At 72.8% G+C, this 19,324-nt stretch carries 16 protein-coding genes; 8 read left to right on the forward strand and 8 right to left on the reverse strand.

All coding sequences use genetic code 11. The features are described 5' to 3' along the window. Positions 1–13: 13 nt before the first annotated feature. A complete protein-coding gene (locus AERO9AM_RS07155; RefSeq protein ID WP_159575518.1) occupies positions 14–1,291 on the reverse strand; it encodes an MFS transporter in 1,278 nt (425 codons plus the stop codon). 122 nt (positions 1,292–1,413) lie between these two features. Continuing rightward, positions 1,414–2,202, reverse strand: a complete 789-nt coding sequence (locus AERO9AM_RS07160) for a slipin family protein (RefSeq protein WP_159575519.1) — start codon at positions 2,200–2,202, stop codon at positions 1,414–1,416. Positions 2,203–2,410: 208 nt separating this feature from the next. Between AERO9AM_RS07160 and AERO9AM_RS07165 the strand changes: the two genes are divergently transcribed. Both AERO9AM_RS07165 and AERO9AM_RS07170 read left to right on the forward strand, forming a co-directional pair. Next, a complete protein-coding gene (locus AERO9AM_RS07165) occupies positions 2,411–3,892 on the forward strand; it encodes an FAD-dependent oxidoreductase (RefSeq protein WP_159575520.1) in 1,482 nt (493 codons plus the stop codon). An 89-nt stretch (positions 3,893–3,981) separates the two neighbouring features. Beyond that, on the forward strand, positions 3,982–4,785 hold the full coding sequence (locus AERO9AM_RS07170; protein WP_159575521.1) for a carbon-nitrogen hydrolase family protein: 804 nt from the start codon (positions 3,982–3,984) through the stop codon (positions 4,783–4,785). Positions 4,786–4,834: 49 nt separating this feature from the next. Here the strand turns inward: AERO9AM_RS07170 and AERO9AM_RS07175 are convergent, their stop codons facing one another. Further along, complete coding sequence (locus AERO9AM_RS07175) at positions 4,835–6,043, reverse strand: aminotransferase class I/II-fold pyridoxal phosphate-dependent enzyme (protein ID WP_159575522.1); 1,209 nt, start codon at positions 6,041–6,043, stop codon at positions 4,835–4,837. 98 nt (positions 6,044–6,141) lie between these two features. Between AERO9AM_RS07175 and AERO9AM_RS07180 the strand changes: the two genes are divergently transcribed. From AERO9AM_RS07180 to AERO9AM_RS07190, 3 genes are all read left to right on the forward strand, one after another. Next, positions 6,142–7,599 carry a S1C family serine protease gene (locus AERO9AM_RS07180; protein WP_159575523.1) on the forward strand — a complete coding sequence of 486 codons (1,458 nt, stop codon included), beginning with the start codon at positions 6,142–6,144 and terminating at the stop codon, positions 7,597–7,599. A gap of 130 nt (positions 7,600–7,729) precedes the next feature. Further along, positions 7,730–9,031, forward strand: a complete 1,302-nt coding sequence (locus AERO9AM_RS07185) for a CDP-glycerol glycerophosphotransferase family protein (protein ID WP_159575524.1) — start codon at positions 7,730–7,732, stop codon at positions 9,029–9,031. Continuing rightward, on the forward strand, positions 9,028–10,482 hold the full coding sequence (locus AERO9AM_RS07190) for a CDP-glycerol glycerophosphotransferase family protein (RefSeq protein ID WP_159575525.1): 1,455 nt from the start codon (positions 9,028–9,030) through the stop codon (positions 10,480–10,482). Before AERO9AM_RS07185 ends, AERO9AM_RS07190 begins: the two co-directional genes overlap by 4 nt. Before the next feature lie 42 nt (positions 10,483–10,524). Here AERO9AM_RS07190 and AERO9AM_RS07195 read toward each other — a convergent pair whose 3' ends face one another. From AERO9AM_RS07195 to AERO9AM_RS07210, 4 genes are all read right to left on the reverse strand, one after another. Then, entirely contained in the window at positions 10,525–11,562 is a 1,038-nt protein-coding gene (locus tag AERO9AM_RS07195; RefSeq protein ID WP_159577424.1) for a glycosyltransferase family 2 protein, read from the reverse strand. Positions 11,563–11,733: 171 nt separating this feature from the next. Beyond that, entirely contained in the window at positions 11,734–12,039 is a 306-nt protein-coding gene (locus AERO9AM_RS07200; RefSeq protein ID WP_159575526.1) for a hypothetical protein, read from the reverse strand. 101 nt (positions 12,040–12,140) lie between these two features. Continuing rightward, positions 12,141–13,136 (reverse strand): hypothetical protein, encoded by a 996-nt coding sequence (locus AERO9AM_RS07205; RefSeq protein WP_236602522.1) that lies wholly within the window; start codon positions 13,134–13,136, stop codon positions 12,141–12,143. A gap of 88 nt (positions 13,137–13,224) precedes the next feature. Continuing rightward, a complete protein-coding gene (locus tag AERO9AM_RS07210; RefSeq protein ID WP_159575527.1) occupies positions 13,225–13,917 on the reverse strand; it encodes a phosphocholine cytidylyltransferase family protein in 693 nt (230 codons plus the stop codon). A 350-nt stretch (positions 13,918–14,267) separates the two neighbouring features. Between AERO9AM_RS07210 and AERO9AM_RS07215 the strand changes: the two genes are divergently transcribed. The 3 genes from AERO9AM_RS07215 to AERO9AM_RS07225 are packed head-to-tail and all read left to right on the forward strand — an operon-like array spanning position 14,268 to position 17,957. After that, positions 14,268–16,091 carry an ABC transporter ATP-binding protein gene (locus tag AERO9AM_RS07215; RefSeq protein WP_236602523.1) on the forward strand — a complete coding sequence of 608 codons (1,824 nt, stop codon included), beginning with the start codon at positions 14,268–14,270 and terminating at the stop codon, positions 16,089–16,091. A gap of 5 nt (positions 16,092–16,096) precedes the next feature. Next, positions 16,097–17,635 (forward strand): hypothetical protein, encoded by a 1,539-nt coding sequence (locus AERO9AM_RS07220; protein WP_236602524.1) that lies wholly within the window; start codon positions 16,097–16,099, stop codon positions 17,633–17,635. A 55-nt stretch (positions 17,636–17,690) separates the two neighbouring features. After that, positions 17,691–17,957 (forward strand): DUF3039 domain-containing protein, encoded by a 267-nt coding sequence (locus AERO9AM_RS07225; protein ID WP_045249880.1) that lies wholly within the window; start codon positions 17,691–17,693, stop codon positions 17,955–17,957. 6 nt (positions 17,958–17,963) lie between these two features. Here the strand turns inward: AERO9AM_RS07225 and AERO9AM_RS07230 are convergent, their stop codons facing one another. After that, positions 17,964–19,286, reverse strand: coding sequence for a nicotinate phosphoribosyltransferase (locus tag AERO9AM_RS07230; protein ID WP_159575529.1), 1,323 nt, complete (start codon positions 19,284–19,286; stop codon positions 17,964–17,966). Between the last annotated feature and the right edge of the window lie 38 nt (positions 19,287–19,324).

Consider the following 19,324-nt stretch of genomic DNA (forward strand, 5'->3'; position numbering starts at 1 on the left):
CGCGTCGAGCGGGTCAGGACCTCATCAGCCGCAGCACGGTGATCAACCCGGCGAGCGCGAGCACGTTGGCGATCAGCACGGCGGCGACCACGACGCCGGTGCCCTGATCGTAGGCGGCGCCGAGCACGCCGCCCGCGACGAGGAGCCCCACGCCGCGCACGAACGCGAGCCACCCGAAGGCGATGGCGCGGGAGGCGGCCGGCACCAGCTCGGTGACCACCGCCTTGACCGTGGAGTCGAGGATCCCGTTCACGATGCCCCAGATCGCGACGCCGGCCCAGATCAGCGCCGCGCTCTCGGAGAACGCGATCACCGATGCCGACGCGGCGACGGGCACGAGCAGCAGGGTTCGCGGGCCGAAGCGGTCGTAGGCGCGCCCCATCACGAGTCCGCTCGCGCCGTCCACCAGCATCGCCACCGCGAACAGGATCGGGATCTGGGCGTCGGTGAGCAGCGAGCGGGTCTGCGCGTGGAACGCGAGCAGCGGGAACGACGCCACGCCGGCGGACAGCACGGCGATCGCCGCGGCGTAGAGCCAGAACCGCCCGGGAAGCCGACGGTGCGTGCGTGCGGGCGCCGAGGCGGTGTCATCGGCGGCGTCCGCGGCGGCGCTCGCAGCGCTGGCGGTGATGCCTGCCGCAGGTTCCGCCGGGAGCGCGGCCGGTTCCTCGTAGACGAGCGGATCCGGCACCCGGTGGCGCAGCCAGAACAGCAGGCCGAGCACCAGGATCCCCGGCACGATGAGCACACCGAAGGCGAGGGCGTAGTCGCCGTCGCGCCAGCCCAGCACCGCCGCCAGCAGCAGCGGACCGAGCACGGCGCCGGTCTGGTCGAGCGCCTGGTGCACGCCGAAGGCGCTGCCGCGCCCCGTGCGCGCCGAGGCGTACGAGAGCAGCGTGTCCTTCGCGGGGGAGCGCACCGCCTTGCCGAGGCGCTCGGTGCCGTAGAGCAGGAGCGCGGGCGCGAGCACCCCGGTGACGCCGATGAGCGGCACGCTCAGCACGGTGAGCGCGTAGCCGAGGATCGTCCAGGTCCAGTAGTGGCGGGTGCGCACCACCGCGTACCCGGTGACGACGCGCAGGCCGTAGCCGATGAACTCGCCGGCGCCGGCCACGATGCCGACGACCGTCGCCGAGGCGCCCAGCGTGGCGAGATAGGGGCCGATGATGCTGCGCGCCCCCTCGTACACCATGTCGGCGAGCAGGCTCACGATGCCGAACGCGAGGATGAAGTGCCAGGGGCGCAGCTGCCGCGCGACGCCGGGCTGCGCGGAGGGGGTGGGTGCGTTCATGCCTCGCCTGTCGGTCGGGGATCGTCGGATCGATCATCCACCGGACCGCATCGAGGCGCCAACCGGCGCACGGGAACGCACCGGTTCACGCCGGTGGCGGGCCGGCCGGCGCGAGCCGGCGGTCAGTGGGCGCGCATCTGCGCGACCGCCGCCTCCCGGTCGATCAGGTTCACCACGTCGCCGATCGAGCTGACCAGCGGCGCCGGGGCGATCACGAGGGTGTTCTTGTCCACGCCGATCTCCACGAGCGTCTGCAGGGTGCGCAGCTGCAGCGCGAGCGGATGGGACATCATCGTGTCGGACGCCGAGCCCAGCTGGGCTGCGGCGAGCGCCTCGCCCTCCGCGGCGATGATCTTCGCCCTCTTCTCGCGCTCCGCCTCGGCCTGCTTCGCCATGGCGCGCTTCATGGTGTCCGGCAGCAGGATGTCCTTGAGCTCGACGAGCGTCACCTCCACGCCCCAGTCGACCGTGATGACGTCGAGGATCTCCCGGATGTTCGCGTTCAGCGCCGCGGTATCGGACAGGATCTCGTCGAGGTGGTGCTGGCCCACGACCCGGCGCAGGGTCGTCTGCGCGATCTGGTCGATCGCGGCGCGCACGTTCTCGATCGCGATCACCGACTTCACCGGATCCTGGATCCGGTAGTACGCCACGGCCGAGACCCCGACGGTGACGTTGTCCTTCGTGATGATGCCCTGTGACTGGATCGGCATCGTCACGATCCGCAGCGAGACCGGGATGAGCACGTCGACGACCGGGAAGATGAACCGGATCCCCGGCTCGCGCACGTTGTGCAGGCGGCCGAAGCGCAGCACCACGCCCCGCTCGTACTGCCGCACGATCCGCGCCGACAGGAAGAACACGATGATCGCGAGGACCACCACGACGCTGAGGATGATGAGCGGGGTCATGGGGACCGCCTCCTCCGGCTCCGGTGACGTGCCGCGGGCCGTGCCTCCATTGTCCTCCTCGCCGCCCCGGCCGTCGCAGAAACCGCGGGAATCGTGGACCCCGCCGCTAGTCGGCTCGCCGGAGGAAGTCAATGCCGTGTCGGGCGGCTCCGCTCGCACGTAGCGTTCCGGTGTCCCTCGTCGACGGGGGAGGAAGGCCGGGCTGCTCATGGACTCTCTCTGGATGGACGGCCGCACGTTCCCGGCCCTCGATCGCTGGGAATCGGGCGCGCACGCCGATTCCGTGGTGGTGGGAGCGGGTCTCACGGGCCTCGTCACCGCGCTCCTGCTCGCGCGTGCGGGCATGAGCGTGACGGTGCTCGAGGCGCACCACGTCGGGGCGCTGACCACGGGCCGCAGCACCGCCAAGCTCAGCCTGCTTCAGGGCGGAGTCCTCTCCAGCATCCGCCGGCACTTCTCCGCACGCGTGGCGGATGCCTATGTGGCGGCCAACCGCGAGGGGCAGGCATGGATGCTGCGCTACCTCGCCGAGAACGACGTGCCGGTGCAGCGGAGGGACGCGTTCACGTTCGCGCGCACCGCGGAGGGCGTCGCCGACCTGGACCGGGAGTTCGAGGTCGCGCGCGCCGCGGGCCTGGACGTGGAGCGCACCGACGAACCGGGTCTTCCGTTCCGCACCCACGGCGCCCTGCGCCTGGCGGACCAGGCCCAGCTCGACCCGATCGGCGTGGTGCTGGCCCTCACCGCCGATCTGCGGGCACGCGGGGTCCGGATCGTGGAGCGCACCCGGGTGCGCGATGTGAACGACGAGGCGCCCGCTACCGTCGTCACTGACCGGGGAGAGATGACGGCGGATCAGATCGTGCTCGCGACCGGCACCCCGATCCTCGATCGGGGCCTGTACTTCGCCAAGCTCGTGCCGCTGCGCTCCTACGCGGCCGCCTACCGGGTGCCCGGAGACGCCGTCCCGCGCGGCATGTACCTGTCGATCGACGCGCCCACCCGCTCGCTGCGCACGGCGGAGGCCGACGGGCGCACCTGCCTGCTCGTCGGTGGCAACGGGCACATCGTGGGCAGGGCCGAGTCGGCGAAGGCCCGGCTCGACGAGCTCGATGCCTGGACGCGGGAGAGCTTCCCCGGAGCGGAGCGGACGCACTGGTGGTCGGCTCAGGACTACCGGTCGGTGAACAGGGTGCCGTTCGTGGGATCCCTGCCGCGAGGCCGCGGCAGGATCTTCGTGGCCACGGGCTACGGGAAGTGGGGCATGACGAACGCCGTGGCCGCGGCGCTCACCCTCTCCGCGGAGATCCTCGGCGGCCAGCTGCCCTGGGCGGACACGCTCCACCACCGGGTCACGCATCCGGCGACGGTCGGCGCCGGCGCCCGCTTCAACGCCGGCGTGGTGCGCGAGGACCTCAAGGGCTGGGTGCATGCGGAGACGGCGCGGCCCGAGGAACCGGCGGAGGGCCAGGGGACGATCCGCCGCCGGAGCACCGGGCCGGTCGCCGTGTCCCGCGTCGACGGCGCCTGCCGCGCGGTCTCGGCCGTGTGCACGCACCTCGGCGGGATCGTGACGTGGAACGACGCGGAGCGCACGTGGGACTGCCCGCTGCACGGTTCGCGCTTCCGCCCGGACGGCGCGCGGATCGAGGGCCCGGCCACGGAGGACCTCGCCGCAGAGCCCGGATGATGACGGGCGCGGGCGCGGGTGCCCTCGGGGTGTGCGCGTGATCACCGCGTGCGGATGCCGCCGCCGTGCGCGTACGCGATGATGGATCCATGACCGCCGGATCCGTCACCGTCGCCGTCTGCCAGTTCGCGCCCGTCGCCGATCGCGCGGCGAACCGCGCACGCATCGGCGAGCTGGTCGCGCGTGCGGCGGGCCGCGGGGCGCGGCTGGTCGTGCTGCCCGAGTACTCGAGCTACTTCGTGGATCCTCTGGACGAGACCCTGGCCGCGAACGCCGAGCAGCTGGACGACGTCTTCACGGCGGAGCTGCGCCGTCTCGCCGCCTGGCACGACGCCGTTGTCGTCGCCGGGCTCGTGGAGCGCGCGGACGCCGGACGCATCCGCAACGCCGTCGTCGCCGTCGATGCCACAGGGATCCTGGCGGTCTACCGCAAGCAGCACCTGTACGACGCGTTCGGGCAGACCGAGTCGACCTGGATCGAGCCGGGCGACCTCGGGGACGCGGCCACGTTCGTCGTCGACGGCCTGACGTTCGGGCTGATGACCTGCTACGACCTGCGGTTCCCGGAGGTCGCGCGCACCCTCGTCGACGCCGGCGCGGACGCGCTCGTCGTTCCGGCGGAGTGGGTGCGCGGTCCGCTCAAGGAGCACCACTGGACCACCCTCCTCGCAGCGCGGGCGATCGAGAGCACGAGCTACGTCGTCGCGGCCGACCATCCCGCGCCGGTGGGCGTCGGCCATTCCGCGGTGGTCGATCCGCAGGGCGTGCTCATCGCCGGGGTCGGCACGGGGGAGGGGATCGCGGTCGCCGAGCTGGACGCCGCTGCCGTGGCGCGCGTGCGCGAGGTCAACCCCGTGCTGCGGCTGCGCCGCTACCGCGTCGTGCCGCGCTGACCGCATCGACCGCCCCCGCGGACGACGGCACGACCGGCTCGTCTCGGCGTCAGCGCCCGCCGCGCAGGCCCGCCAGGCGCTCGGCGGCCTCGGCGATCACCTCGGGGCGCTTGCAGGCGGCGAAGCGCACCAGGCCGCGGTAGGCGTCGCGGTGCTCCGGCCGCACGAACGCGGTCAGCGGGATCGCCGCCACGCCGATCCGCGCCGGCAGCGCGCGGCAGAACGCATCCGCGTCGGCGCCGCCGATCGCCGTGGCGTCGGCGACCGTGAAGTAGCCGCCGTCGGGGCGGTGCACCTCGAACCCGGCCGCGGCGAGCCCCTCCGCGAGCAGGTCGTGCTTGGCGCGCAGTCGCTCCGCCGCGTCCGCGAAGAACGCGTCGGAGAGGCGCAGCCCCGCTGCGATCGCCGGCTGGAACGGCCCTCCGTTGACGTAGGTGAGGAACTGCTTCACGCTGAGCACGGCGGTGATGAGCTCGGCGGGACCGTGGATCCACCCGATCTTCCAGCCGGTCACGGAGAACGTCTTGCCCGCGGAGGAGATCGTCAGGGTCCGCTCGGCGGCGCCCGGCAGCGTCGCGATCGGCACGTGCGGCGCGGTGAAGGACAGGTGCTCGTACACCTCGTCGGTGACGATGACCGCGTCGTGCTGGTGGGCGAGGCGCACGATCTCGGCGCGCAGCTCGTCGCTCAGTACCGCACCCGTGGGATTGTGCGGATCGTTGACCAGGATGACCCGGCAGCGGTCCGTCACTGCGCGCGCGAGCTCCTCCGGATCCGGCTGGAAGCCGGGCAGCCGCAGCGGGACGGTGCGCAGGGTCGCCCCGCTCAGCGCGGCGATGGCGGCGTAGGAGTCGTAGTAGGGCTCGAACACGACGATCTCGTCGTCCGGGCCGTCCACGAGGGCGAGCAGCGCCGCGGCGATCGCCTCGGTGGCGCCCGCGGTCACCAGGATCTCGCGGTCGGGATCCAGGTCGAGGCCGTAGAAGCGGCGCTGGTGCTCGGCGACGGCGTGCAGCAGGTCGGGCACGCCGCGCCCCGGCGGGTACTGGTTGGCGCCGTCGAGGATCGCCGACCGCGCCGCCTCGAGCACCTCCGCGGGACCGTCCTCGTCCGGGAAGCCCTGTCCCAGGTTGATCGCCCCGGTGCGGGCCGCGAGCGCCGAGATCTCGGCGAAGATGGTAGGGGCGACCTCTCCGGCCGCGGAGAGCAGGCCGGCGCCGGCCGCAGTGCGGCGCCAGGCGCCAGGAACGATTCCCATGGCGCCCAGGGTAACGCCATAGCGGAATCTCCCATCGGGCATAAGAAAAACACAGAAACGGCCGTCAGTCTGTAAGGGCAAGGTTCGAAGGAGCAGACATGAACGAGCAGACGCCTCACCCCGACGCCGGACACTCCGTGCCCCCGGCGTTCTCGTCCACCCCCGCAGACAATGCCGCCGCGGCCGGCGCGACGGCCCCCACGACCCCGCTCCCGCCCACGGGCGCGTACGCGCCGCAGGCACAGCCGGCGCAGCCCGGAAACCCGGGACAGCCGGGAGCGCACCCCGGCGCCGCCTTCGGTGCGGCGGCCGCGCCCACGTCCACGGCCGAGCCCAAGGCGAAGTCCGGCGTCGGCGGCGGCAAGATCGCCGCCATCATCATCGCCGCGGCCCTCGTCGGCGGCATCGCCGGTGTCGGCGGCGCGGTGGGCTACGGCTCCCTGACCGCCTCGAGCCCCTCGTCGTCCAAGACGGCGACGGGCCCCAGCACGGTCACGGTGAACAACCCCGAGTCCGTCTCCGAGGCCACCGCGATCGCCGCGAAGGCCGTGCCTTCGGTCGTCACGATCGAGGTCTCCGGATCCAGCGCCGCGGGCTCCGGATCCGGCATCGTGCTCGACAAGGAAGGGCACATCCTCACCAACGCGCACGTGGTGACCCTGGATGGCGAGGTCTCCGACCCGGCGATCCGCGTGACCACCTCGGACGGCCGCATCCTCGACGCCACCGTCGTCGGGATCGACGCGACCTACGACCTCGCCGTCATCAAGGTCAAGGACGGCTCGGACCTCACTCCGATGGAGTTCGCCGACTCGTCCAAGCTCAACGTGGGATCGATGACGGTCGCCGTCGGCGCTCCGCTGGGGCTGTCCAATTCGGTGACCACGGGCATCGTCAGCGCCCTCAACCGCAGCATCCAGATCCAGTCGTCGGCGGCTCCCGCACCCGGCAACGGCGATCAGCAGCAGAAGCCGAACGAGGACGGCTCGCAGCAGCCGTTCCAGTTCGACATCCCGGGTCGCGGATCCGGGTCGCAGGGAGCGGCGTCCACGATCTCGATCTCGGTGATCCAGACCGACGCGGCGATCAACCCCGGAAACTCGGGCGGCGCGCTGGTCAACAGCGACGGCAAGCTCATCGGCGTGAACGTCGCGATCGCCAGCGCCGGATCCTCGTCGTCCGGCCAGTCCGGCAACATCGGCGTCGGCTTCGCCATCCCGTCGAACATCGCCAAGCGCATCGCGAACGACATCATCTCCGACGGCAAGGCCACGCACGGCCTGCTCGGGGCGACCGTGCAGGACGCGAGCGGGCAGAAGGGCGCCACGGTCGTCGGCGCCGCGATCGCGTCGGTCACCAGCGGCGGGGCGGCGGCGAACGCCGGCATCCAGGCCGGCGACGTGGTCACCGGCTTCAACGGCAACCCGATCACGGATGCCAGCGACCTCACCGCGCAGGTCCGCTCGGTCGCAGGCGGCAGCTCCGCCACGCTGACCATCGTCCGCGACGGCAAGAGCCAGGACATCAAGGTCACGCTGGGCACGCTCGCCCAGTGACCGGCGCCTGAACCTTGCCTCAGGAAGGACGCCACCTTCGCGACTCCGTCGCGGGTGGCGTCCTTCCATCTCTGGATCCCTTCGGGATCGGCTTCGTCGGCTGCGCCGACAGGCGCGATAGGCTCGCGGGGTGGCGTCCTTCTCCTTCCGTGCGGGCAACGCCGGCAAGCTGCTGAGGATCCCGCTGTATCTTCTCGGCCGCCTGGGCACCCTCATCGTCCCGCGCGGCCGGGGCTGGGTGATCGGCTGCGGCGCCGGCATCGGCGACGGCGCGCTCGCGCTGTGGCGCGCGGCGGTGGCGGCGGGGCTCGAGCCGCTCTGGCTGACCGGATCCGATCGCGAGCGGCGCGACGCCGCGGAGCTCGGCATCCCGGCGATCCCCAAGAGCAGCCTGCGCGGCTGGTGGGCCACGGCCCGGGCCGGCGTGATCGTCGTGACGCACGGATTCGGCGACGTCAACCGATATGCGACCTCGGGGGCCTTCCTCGTCCAGCTCTGGCACGGCATTCCGCTCAAGCGCATCGGGCTCGACTCCCCGGCCACCGTGCAGAGCGCCTTCCTTCCCCGCTTCACGCCGCTGCAGCGCCTGCTCGGACTGCTCTACCGTGGGCAGACGCGGCGCATCGACCTGCTCCCGGCCGCCTCCGACCGCTCCCGCGGGCGCCTGGAGTCCGCGTTCGGGCTCGGCGTGCAGCAGGTGCGGGTGACGGGCGAGCCGCGCGTCGACGTGCTCTCCGCCGGGGATCCGGTCACGCGCCGCGCCGAAGCCGTCAGGCGCCGTGACTCGGCCGTCGGGCCGATCCCCGAGGGCGCGCGGGTGGTGCTGTACGCCCCCACCTGGCGCGATGGCGCACCCGATCCGGCCGTCCCCACGGGCGCCGAGTGGGCGCGCATCGTCGACGTGCTCGAGCGTACCGACAGCGTGCTGCTCGTGCGCTCCCACCCCCTCGGCGAGGGGGAGTACCGTCCGCCCGTGGCGACCGACCGGGTGCGCTCGATCGGCTCCGCCGTGGTCGCGGACATCACTCCGGTGCTCCCGGCGGTCGATGTGCTGGTCACCGACTACTCGTCGCTCGCGTACGACGTGGGGCTGCTGGCCATGCCCGTCGTGTATCTCGCCCCGGACCCCGAGGAGTACGCGCGCTCGCGCGGCTTCTACGGCAGGTACGCGGAGGTCGCCGGCGACGACCCCGCAGCCGACTGGACGTCCGCGGCCGCGCAGCTGGAGGCGGTGCTCACCGACGAGGCCGAGCACGCCCGGCGCGCCGAGCTCTCCCGGGCGCTCAGCGCCCGCATGCACGCGCACCGCGACGGACGCAACACCGCCCGCGTGCTCGCCGCGATCCTCGCCCGCACCGGCGACGCACCGGACGTCGCCGCACCGGCTCCCGCCTCGGAGCAGCCGGCCCCCGCATCGAAGGGAACCCCATGACGAGCCGCGTCACGACCGTCCGCGTCGACGAGGAGCAGCAGGCGCTGCTGATCGAGGGGAACGGGTCGACGCCCGGCGAGGTCGAACTGAGCGGGCGCCGTGCCGTCGCCGCGGCGTCGGAGGTCGTCGCGGGTGAGGACGGCCCCTGGCGTGCGGTGCTGCCGCTGCACGCCTCGCGCTGGGGCGGAGCGGACCTGCCGCTGCCGTCCGGCGACTACGCGCTCGTCCTCGACGGCCGCACGGCCGCCGTCCCCGTGGTCGCGACCGTGGTGCTGCCCGGACTCCGCGTCGGCTCCGCCGGGGGAGAGGTGCGCATCGACCCGCCGATCGACCCGGCGTACGAGACCGCGGAAGGCCGCCTCGCGCTCGAAGGACGCTATGCCGCGCTGCCGGGTGCGCACGAGAACGCCGTGTTCTTCGAGTCGTTCTACGGGCAGTCGACCGGCTGCAACCCCGGCGCGATCGACCGGGAGCTCGCCGCGCGCGCCCCCGGTGTGACCCGGTACTGGAGCGTCGTCGACCTCTCCGTCGCGGTGCCGGACGGCGCCGTCCCCGTGGTCGAGGGCTCTCCGGAGTGGTGGCGGGCCCGGGCTGACGCGCGACTGCTCATCGTGAACGACTGGCTGCGCCGCCGCTTCGACCGCAAGCCCGGGCAGCGCGTCCTGCAGACCTGGCACGGCACGCCGCTCAAGCGTCTCGCCCTGCATCGTCCGGGCCTGCACCCCCGGCGCTGGCTCGCCGTCGTCCGCGAGTCGCGGCGCTGGGACGTGCTGCTCGCGCAGAACCCGTACGCCGAGCGCGTGCTGCGCAAGGCGTACGCCTTCCTGCGCCGGCCCGTGTGGGTGGAGGGCTACCCGCGCAACGACGTGCTGACCACGGGCGACGCGACCAGGATCCGCGCCGCGCTCGGCATCGATCCGGACGCCAGGGTGCTCCTGTACGCCCCGACCTGGCGCGACGATCGGTCCGAGATCGTCGACTTCGTGGATCCCCGGTCGCTCGCGGAAGCGGCCGACGCGGTGGTGCTCGTGCGAGGACATTCGCGAACGATCCGTCCCGGGCGCGACCAGGCCGGATCCCGCGTGATCGACGTCACCGGCTATCCGGACACCGCGGAGCTGCTGCTCGCCGCCGACGCCCTCGTCACCGACTACTCCTCGGTGATGTTCGACTTCAGCGCGACGGGCAAGCCGATGTACTTCCTGGTGCCGGACCTCGAGCACTACCGCGGCAAGCTGCGCGGGTTCTACTTCGACCTCGCCGCCCGGGCACCGGGGCCACTGGTTCGCACGCAGGAAGAGCTCGTGGCGGCCCTCGCGGACGTCTCGGCCCTCGCCGAGCATGCGCCGAAGTACGTCGCCTGGCAGGCGCAGTTCAACGGACGCGACGACGGATCCGCGTCGGCGCGCGTCGTCGACCGGATCCTGGACCTGGGCTGGCTGGACGCCTGAGCACCCGTTCCGTGCGCCCGTCGAAGGGCCGGCGCGGGCGGTTCAGGGGAGCGGCGTGTTGCGCGTTCCGAGGCGCGACGTGTCCACGGTGTCGTGCGCGCCGCGCAGCACGCCCATGAGGAACCCGAGACCCCACGCCAGGTGCATGGTCGGCAGCACGGCCAGGGTCCAGATGCGCTCTCGGGGGCTGCGCGGCGGATCCGTGGGGCGGCCCGGGGCGAGCGCCATCGCGACCACGAGCAGCGCGTAGGCGATCAGCGGCAGGTAGACCACGGAGGCGAGCAGACCTGCGATGCCGGAGAGCACGCCGGTCAGCTGCAGGATGCCGACGACGACGGCGAGGACGAGGATCACCAGCAGCGCGGGCGGTGCGAAGAAACGCAGGCCGTTGCTGCGCCCGTAGCGGCGCACCAGCTCGCCGCGCCATGCGCCGGTCGAGCGGAACTGCCGCGCCAGGCGGATCCAGCTCTCCCGCGGCCAGTAGGTCACGGCCAGCTGCGGGTCGAACCACACCGTGTAGCCGGCCTGACGGATCCGCAGGTTCAGCTCCCAGTCCTCGCCGCGGCGGATGGACTCGTCGAACAGGCCGACTTCGTCGAGCACGGCCCTGCGCATGACGCCGAGGTAGGCGGACTCCGCACGGCCCTCCCGCGTGCTTCCGTGGTAGCTCCCGCCACCGAGTCCGACGGGCGAGTTGTACGCGCGCGCGACCGCGGCCTGGAACGGCGTCCGGCCGTCCGCGCGCATGACCCCGCCGACGTTCGCGGCGCCCGTGCGTTCGAGGGTCGCGATCGCGCGCTTGGCGTATCCGGGGGAGAGCTCGGAGTGCGCGTCGACGCGGATGATCGTGGGGTGGCTGCTCGCCCGGATCGCCGCATTGAGGCCGACCGGGATGTCGGCGGCCGGGTTGCGCACGATCCGCAGCCGGGGCTCTGCGGAAGCGAGGCGCTCCGCGAGCGCGGTGGTGCCGTCGGAGGAGGGGCCGAGGGCGAGGACGAGCTCGGTGGGGCCGTCCACGTCCTGCGCCAGCACCGATTCGACCGCGTGCTCCAGGTAGGCGCGCTCGTTCAGCACGGGCATCACGAACGACACGCCTGCGCCGGACAGCGGGGCGCCCGCGTCGGGGGAGGACGGGCCGGAACGGTTCACCCGTCGATCCTCGCACGTCGGGCCTGCGAGACCCGCGGGAGAGGGGTCCGGGCGCGTCGGCCGGCAGCGGTCCTCTGCGGTCGCCGGCAGCGCCGGCCGGGATCACACCACGAAACGCCACACGTACTCCAGGCCGTCGTCGGGGCGGAACCACGCCAGGGTGATCACGACGTCGTCGACGTCGGTGTCGCACAGGCAGATCTCCATCTGCTCGCCCGGCCGTACCCGGCCCCAGAGCAGGGTGCGACCGGGATCCGCCGAGGTGCGGGCGAACACGCGCACGAAATCGACCTCGCCGCCGGCGTTGGTGACGACGGGATGCGTGCGATCACGGCGGTCGATGAGCCACGGCACGGGGTAGGAGGCGTCGGGGAACCGCGGCGACGGCGGGTCGGAGGAGCGGGTCATGCCGCCACGTTAGGAACGGCTCCCGACGATCCGATTCGACGAGGACGCTCTCCGACGGCAACGGTGCAGAACCGCCCGGACGGCCGGCCTGTGCGGACCGGTCAGAGCTCTTGATGCGGCTGCGGCGACGGGTGCAGGTCGGGCCCCGGCGCCTCGGGAGCGGACACGGGGGCGGGCTTGCGGCGCACCGCCTCCACGGCGCGCCGCCCCACCGCGCCCGCGCCGCGCGCCGCGGTCCCGGCGGCGCCGACCACGGCGGCCCCCGCGAGCTGCGCACCCCGGGCGATCCGGCGCTCGATGCGCTCGGCCCCCTCCTGCGGCTCGAGCTCGGCGGGCAGCACCTGCGGCGGAAGCCCGAACGCCCGGCGCGAGCTGTTCAGCACGCGCCGCCCGAGCAGGTGGTTCCCCGCACCGCCGATCACGGCCCCCACGCCGAACGGCAGCGCCTTGCCGACGAACGAGGCGCCGCCTGCGCCGGCGAGCTGCTTGATCAGCAGGCTCTTGAGCCGGTCGGCGAGGGGCCCCACCGCGGCGCGGGGGAGGGACTTCGTCACCAGCTCACCCCAGTAGGCCGAGCGTCCCGCTCCGGTGCCCGCGGCCTGGCCGGCGAGCTGGCGGATCAGATCCACCCCCTCCTTGCCGAGCATGAGCGTCATGACAAGCGCCCTGGCGCGGTCGGGGTTCTCGACGGTGATGCCGTGCACCTCGGCGATCGACTGGGCGAACAGCGCCGTCGCCTCGACGAAGCCCGCCGTCTCCACGCCCGAGAGCGCGAGGGTGACCCCGGTGCCGATGCCCGGGATCACTGCCGTCGCGCCGACCGCGGCACCGCCGGTCGTCACCGCGGCGAGGTAGCGCCGCTCCAGCAGCGTGATGATCTGCGCGGGGGTGGCGTCCGGATGACGCAGCCGGATGCTGCGGATGTGCGCGAGCACGAGCGGGCGCTGCACGGCGAGCACGCGATCGAGGCCGCGGATGTGCATCGGATGCTCGGAGGACCCGGCCGGCGGCAGGCCGCCCGCCCACGGTGCGTCGTCGGGAAGCGAGTGGATCCGGTGCACGGTCCGCTCGTGGCTGCTGCGTTCTTTTCTCCCCATGTCCCGAGCCTACGTCCGTGCTGCCTGCAAGATCCCCGCAGACGCGGAGAGCCCGTGCACAGGGCACGGGCTCTCCGGGATCGGCGGATCAGACGAACAGGTTCGCCCGCTCCAGGTCCTCCGCGAAGTCGACCTCGACCGCGTACAGGTCCGAGATGTCCATGGGCTCGAGCAGCAGGCCGTTCTCCAGGATCGCGAGCTCGAGGCCGCGCTCGAAGTAGTCCTGGTCGTCGACGCGCTGCAGCTGGCGCATGAAGGCCTGCTTGTCGCGCGAGGAGATGTAGTTGATCCCGACGGCCTCGCCGATGCCGCCCTTGACCGTCTTGGAGAGCTCCTTGATGTACCCCTCGGCGTCGACGGTGTACTTGACCTCCTCGTCGCTCACCTTGGCGGTGTTGACGGTCACGAAGGACTGGTCGCGCTCGATGAGGGCGATCGCGCGGCCCAGGATGCGCGGGTCGAACACGACGTCGCCGTTCATCCAGAGCACGCCGCTGCGCCCGGTGGCGGCGAGGCCGCGCAGCAGGCTCTTGGAGGTGTTGGTCTGGTCGTAGCGCTCGTTGTGCACGTAGTTCACATCGGGGAAGGCCTCGATGATCGTCTCCGCGCGGTAGCCGACGATCGTGGTGATGCGGACGTCATCGCCGAAGGCCGCGTGGATGTTGTCGTGCTGCTGCTGCATGATGGAGCGTCCGTCGTTGAGCTCAGTCAGCGGCTTCGGGAGGGAGCGCCCGAGGCGCGAGCCCATGCCCGCAGCGAGAATGATGGTCTGAAGAGTCACAGAACTGCTCCTGTCACGTGTGTTCACGGTCTTGTCACCGATGGGACACTTCTTCGTGCCACGAGTCATGCTATCGATGCGGCCTGAGCGCGGCATGTGGAGGACGGACGCGATGCCATTCCGTTATCGACTGCTCGGTGCATTCCCAGGTTCGTCATGGGCGACATCCTGTGCGCCGGATCGCGTCATCTCCGGTCGTCCACCGGGTCTTCACCGTGCCGGTTGCTACCGTGAAAGGCATGACCGGAGCATCCCATGACCCCCGCGCGCCCAAGGATTCCTCGCCTCCCGTGAAGCCACGCCGTCCTGCGTCCGGCAGCTCTCGCAGTACCGCCGCGCAGACGGCGCGCGTGAAGGCCGAGACCCAGGCCGCGGCGGCGCGTTCGGCGGCCGCGAAGCGCACGGCGGCGCGCACGACCGCCGCACGCACGGCGGCCGCGAAGGCGGCGACCGAGAAGGCTGCCGCCGCCAAGGCCGCGGCAGCCGCGGAGAGCGCGAAGGAAGAGGCGGCCAAGGTCGCGGCCGTCAAGGCGGCCGCCCCGGCCACCACGCGCGCACCGCGCAGCACCGCGAAGAAGACGCCCGCTGCAAAGCGCACGACGCCCGCCTCCGCTGCGACGCCGGGGGACGTCGCCGACGAGGCTTCGACGGCCGCGCCGAGACGACCGGGACGACCGGCCGCCGCGAGGTCCACGGCAGCGAAGGCGACCGCAGCCAAGCCCGCCGCCGGGAAGACCACGGCCGCGAAGGCCGCGGCAGCCAAGCCCGCCGCCGCGAAGTTCGCCGCCGCGAAGTCCGCCGCCGTGAAGGATGCTGCGGCCGGGAGCGCTCCGGCGAAGCGGCCCCGCAGCACCGGTACCGCGGCGGCCAAGAAGGCCTCCGCCGGGACCACGACGAAGCGAACGCCGCGCAAGGCGCCGGCGACCGCCGCCGACGCCGCCGCGCCCGTGGCGACGGAGGTCGTGAAGCCGCTCGAGCCGACCGCGCCGGCACGGGGCGGATCGGTTCAGGATCCTCCGGCGGAGGAGTCTGCGCAGAGCCCCTCGCCAGAGGAGGCGGTCACGCGGGATGATGCTCCTGTGGACAGCGATCCTCGGGCGGCAGCGCTGACGACCGAATCCGCGCCGAGCGCGCCGGAGGCGGACGCGCCGGGCGCGCCCGAGCGCGCGGCCGCGGAAGCCGCTCCGCCCGAGGCGACAGCGCCGGAGCCCGCCACTGAGGAATCCGCCACGCCGGAGCCGGCCGAGCCGGAGGCGATAGACCCGGAGCCCGCCACCGCGGAACCGGCCGCCCCGGAGCCCGCCACCGCCGAGCCGGCAGCGGCGGACGACGGCGCTCAGGGAACAGCCGCGCCGGAGCCCGCAGCGTCGCAGACCGCCCCGCAGCAGGCGCCGTCCGCACCCGTGCCGACCGAGGGGCAGGCTCTCGTCGTGCGCGGCCTGGTCAAGCGCTTCGGCGACACTGTCGCCGTCGGCGGCATCGACCTCACCGTGCCCGCCGGATCCTTCTACGGCATCGTCGGCCCCAACGGCGCGGGCAAGACCACGACCCTGTCGATCATCGCGGGGCTCCTGCGCGCCGACGCCGGCACCGTGCGGATCAGCGGCATCGATCAGCGTGCCGACCCCGCGGCGGCGAAGAAGGCGCTCGGCGTGCTGCCGGACCGTCTGCGCACCTTCGACCGGCTCACCGGTCGCCAGCTGCTGCACTACTACGGGCTGCTGCGCGGCCTTCCCGCCGACGTGGTGGAGAAGCGCGTCGCGGACCTGGCCAGGGCGTTCGACCTCGCCGGCGCGCTGAGCCGCGTCGTGTCGGACTACTCAGCCGGCATGACCAAGAAGATCATGCTCGCCGGCGCGATGATCCACTCGCCGCGCGTGCTCGTCCTCGACGAGCCGTTCGAATCGGTCGATCCGGTGTCGTCCGGGGTCATCCTGGACATCCTGCGCGCCTATGTCGCGCACGGCGGAACGGTGATCCTGTCCAGTCACGGAATGGATCTGATCGAGCAGGTGTGCGAGCGCATCGCGATCATCGTCGGCGGCGAGGTGCTCGCCGAGGGCACCGTCGACGAGGTGCGCGCGGGGCAGACGCTGGAGCAGCGGTTCGTGGAACTGTCCGGCTCGGGCTCCGAGGTGGAGGGACTGGAGTGGTTGCACACGTTCTCCGACTGAGGCTGATGCTGGCGCTCGGCGCCCTCCGGGGCGACCGCAGCCGGGTGACGCGGACGGCGGTGGCGCTGCTGCTCACCGCCGTCGCCACGACCGTCGCGTTCCTCGCGATCAGGAGCCTGTCCCAGACCTCCGAGGCCGCGGCGCACGCGGTCATCGTGCTGGGCAGCTCCGCCGTGGTGCTGGGCTACTTCGTGGCGCCCATCCTCGCCGGCTCGGTGGATCAGCTGGATCCGCGCCGGTTCGCGGTGTTCGGCGTCGACGAGCGGAGGCTCCCCGCGATCCTCGCGCTCGCCGCGTTCGTCAGCGTGCCGAGCCTCGCACTGCTGCTCGTCGAGCTCGCCGTGGTCGGCGTGGCGATCTCCTTCGGCGCGCCGTGGGTGCTCGCCGTGCTGTCCGGGCTGCTGACCCTGATCACCGCGGTGCTGGCGGCCCGGGTCGGGATGGCGCTGAGCGCGCGCCTGCTTCCGGAGCGCCGCTCGCGCGAGCTCACCTCGCTGTTCGCGCTCGCCGTGATCGTCATCGCCGTGCCAGTCGGCGTTTTCGTGGCCTCGCTCGGGTGGGCGGGGGCCGTGCCGCCCGGCCTGCATTCCGTCGCCGGCGTGCTCGGGATGACGCCCCTCGGCGCTTCCGCCGCGTTCCCGTTCCTCGTCGTCACGGATCAGCCCGGTGCCGCCTGGGGCGCCGTGGTCATCGCCGTGCTCACCGCTGCGGGCGTCACCGCCGGCTGGTTCGCGCTCGCGCGGCGGGCGCTCACCACCACGGAGCGGCCCACTGCGGTGCGCGAGCGTCCGGGACTCGGCTGGTTCGCGCTGCTGCCGGCGAGCCCGTTCGGCGCGGTGGCGGCGCGGAGCCTCGTGTACTGGCTGCGGGACCGTCGCTACATCACCAACGTGGTGGTCGTCCCCATCGCCGGGGTGCTCACCGTCGTGCCGCTGCTGGTCGCGGGGGTGCCGCTCTCGATCGCGGCGGCGCTGCCCGTCGCCGTGATGGCCCTGTTCTTCGGGTGGCTGCCGCACAACGACGTCGCCTACGACTCGACGGCGTTCTGGATCCATGTCGCCAGCGGCGTGCGCGGGCTGCCCGATCGGCTGGGCCGGCTCGTCCCGGTGGTGCTCATCGCCGTTCCCACCCTCGCCGTCGTCGTCTCGGTCACGCTCGCCGTGATCGGGCGCTGGTCGCTTCTTCCGGCGTTCATCGGGGTGATCGCCAGTCTGCTGCTGTCCGGCCTCGGCCTGTCGAGCGTGATGTCGGTGCTCGCCCCGTATGGGGTCTCCCGACCTGGCGACAGTCCGTTCCAGCAGCCGCAGCGCTCGCGCGGCGGCGCGCTCGGGCAGGCGAGCGCCCTGGTCGGCGCGGTCGTGCTGAGCGTTCCGGCGCTGCTGCTGGCGTGGCCGCCCCTCGTGGATCCCGAGGCGTCGACCGCGCCCGCGCTGTGGACGGGCCTGCTCGTCGGGGGTGCGGTCCTCGTCGCGGGCGTGTACGTCGGCGACCGGGTGTTCGAGCGGCGCGGCGCCGAGCTTATGGAGTTCGTCGAGACGGTCTGAGCGGATCCGCTCCGGTACGGCGCCGGAGCGGTCCCGCGCGATTAGACTCGCGGTCATGAGTACCCCGCTGGATGCCCCGGATCAGGGTGGTGTCGCCACCCTCGATCGCGAACTCGAGCAGCTCCTCAACGAGGAGCTCCAGGAGCCGGGAGACCACGAGCGGTTCTCCCACTACGTGAAGAAGGAGAAGATCCTCGAGTCCGCTCTCACCGGCAAGCCCGTCCGGGCGCTGTGCGGCAAGAAGTGGACGCCGGGACGCGACCCGGAGAAGTTCCCGGTCTGCCCCACGTGCAAGGAGATCTACGAGTCGATGGCCCGCTGACGGAGCTCAGGCGACGTCGACGAACTCCGTCGGGATCGCCGGATCCGACTTGCTGAGCGCGAGGGCGCGCACCGGCAGTTCCTCCCGCACGCGGTGGTGGTGCTCTCGCGCGGCCAGCGTGCCTGCCGCGCCCTCGTAGGCGGTGTCGATCTCGCCGTCGTCCACCAGCGTCACCTGCAGGGGGCGCCCGTCCGGGTGCTCCTGCACCCCGAGCTCCTCGAAGCCGTCGGCGACCAGCACCCGCTCCGACTGCGCCACGCCGTCCGCGAGGATCCGGAACGCCGCCTTGCGGCCGCCCTTGGATCCCTTGTCGGCCGAGGCCTTCGCGACCGCGACCCAGCCGCCGTCGGCACCCTGCCGCGCCACGAGCTTGTAGACCATGCCGGCCGTGGGATACCCGGATCCGGTCACGACCGAGGTGCCCACGCCGTAGGCATCCACGGGGGAGGCGGCGAGGGCGGCGATCGCGTACTCGTCGAGGTCGCTGGTCACGGTGATCTTCGTGCCCGTCGCGCCGAGCTCGTCGAGCTGGGCGCGCACCTCGGCGGCCATGATCGGCAGGTCGCCGGAGTCGATGCGCACCCCGCCCAGGCCGGTCCCGGCCACGCGGATCGCCGTCTCGACGCCACGGCGGATGTCGTAGGTGTCGACGAGGAGCGTGGTGCCTGCCCCGAGCGCGTCGATCTGCGCGCGGAACGCGTCCTCCTCGCTGTCGTGGAGCAGCGTCCAGGAGTGCGCGGCCGTGCCCATCGTGGGGATCCCCCAGGTGCGTCCTGCCTCGAGGTTGCTCGTGGCGCCGAAGCCGGCGATGAACGCGGCGCGGGCCGCGGCGACCGCGGAGTCCTCGGCGGCGCGGCGCGAGCCCATCTCCGCGAGCGGCCGCTCACCGGCGGCGATGCTCATGCGGGACGCGGCCGTGGCGACCGCAGAGTCGTGGTTGAGCACGCTGAGCGCCAGCGTCTCCAGGATCACGGCGTCGCCGAACGTGCCCTCCACGGTGAGCACCGGGGATCCCGGGAAATACAGCTCGCCCTCGCGGTAGCCGCGGATCGTGCCGGTGAACCGGTAGTCCTCGAGGTAGCGGAGAGTCGCGGCGTCGACCACCTTCTCATCGCGGAGATAGCGCAGCTCGTCATCGCCGAAGCGGAAGTCCCGCAGCAGCGACAGCAGCCGCCCGGTGCCCGCCACGACGCCGAAGCGCCGCCCGCCCGACAGGCGCCGGGAGAACAGCTCGAACACGCTGCGCCGCGCCGCGGTGCCGTCGCGCAGTGCGGCCTCCAGCATCGTGAGCTCGTACCGATCGGTCTTCAGGGCGCTGGACGCGGTCATGGCGATCAGCTTACGGGCGGAGCCGCTCAGGAGCGCGC

Origin of the sequence: Microbacterium sp. 8M, from assembly GCF_902506375.1 — a bacterium.
Lineage (GTDB): Bacteria > Actinomycetota > Actinomycetes > Actinomycetales > Microbacteriaceae > Microbacterium.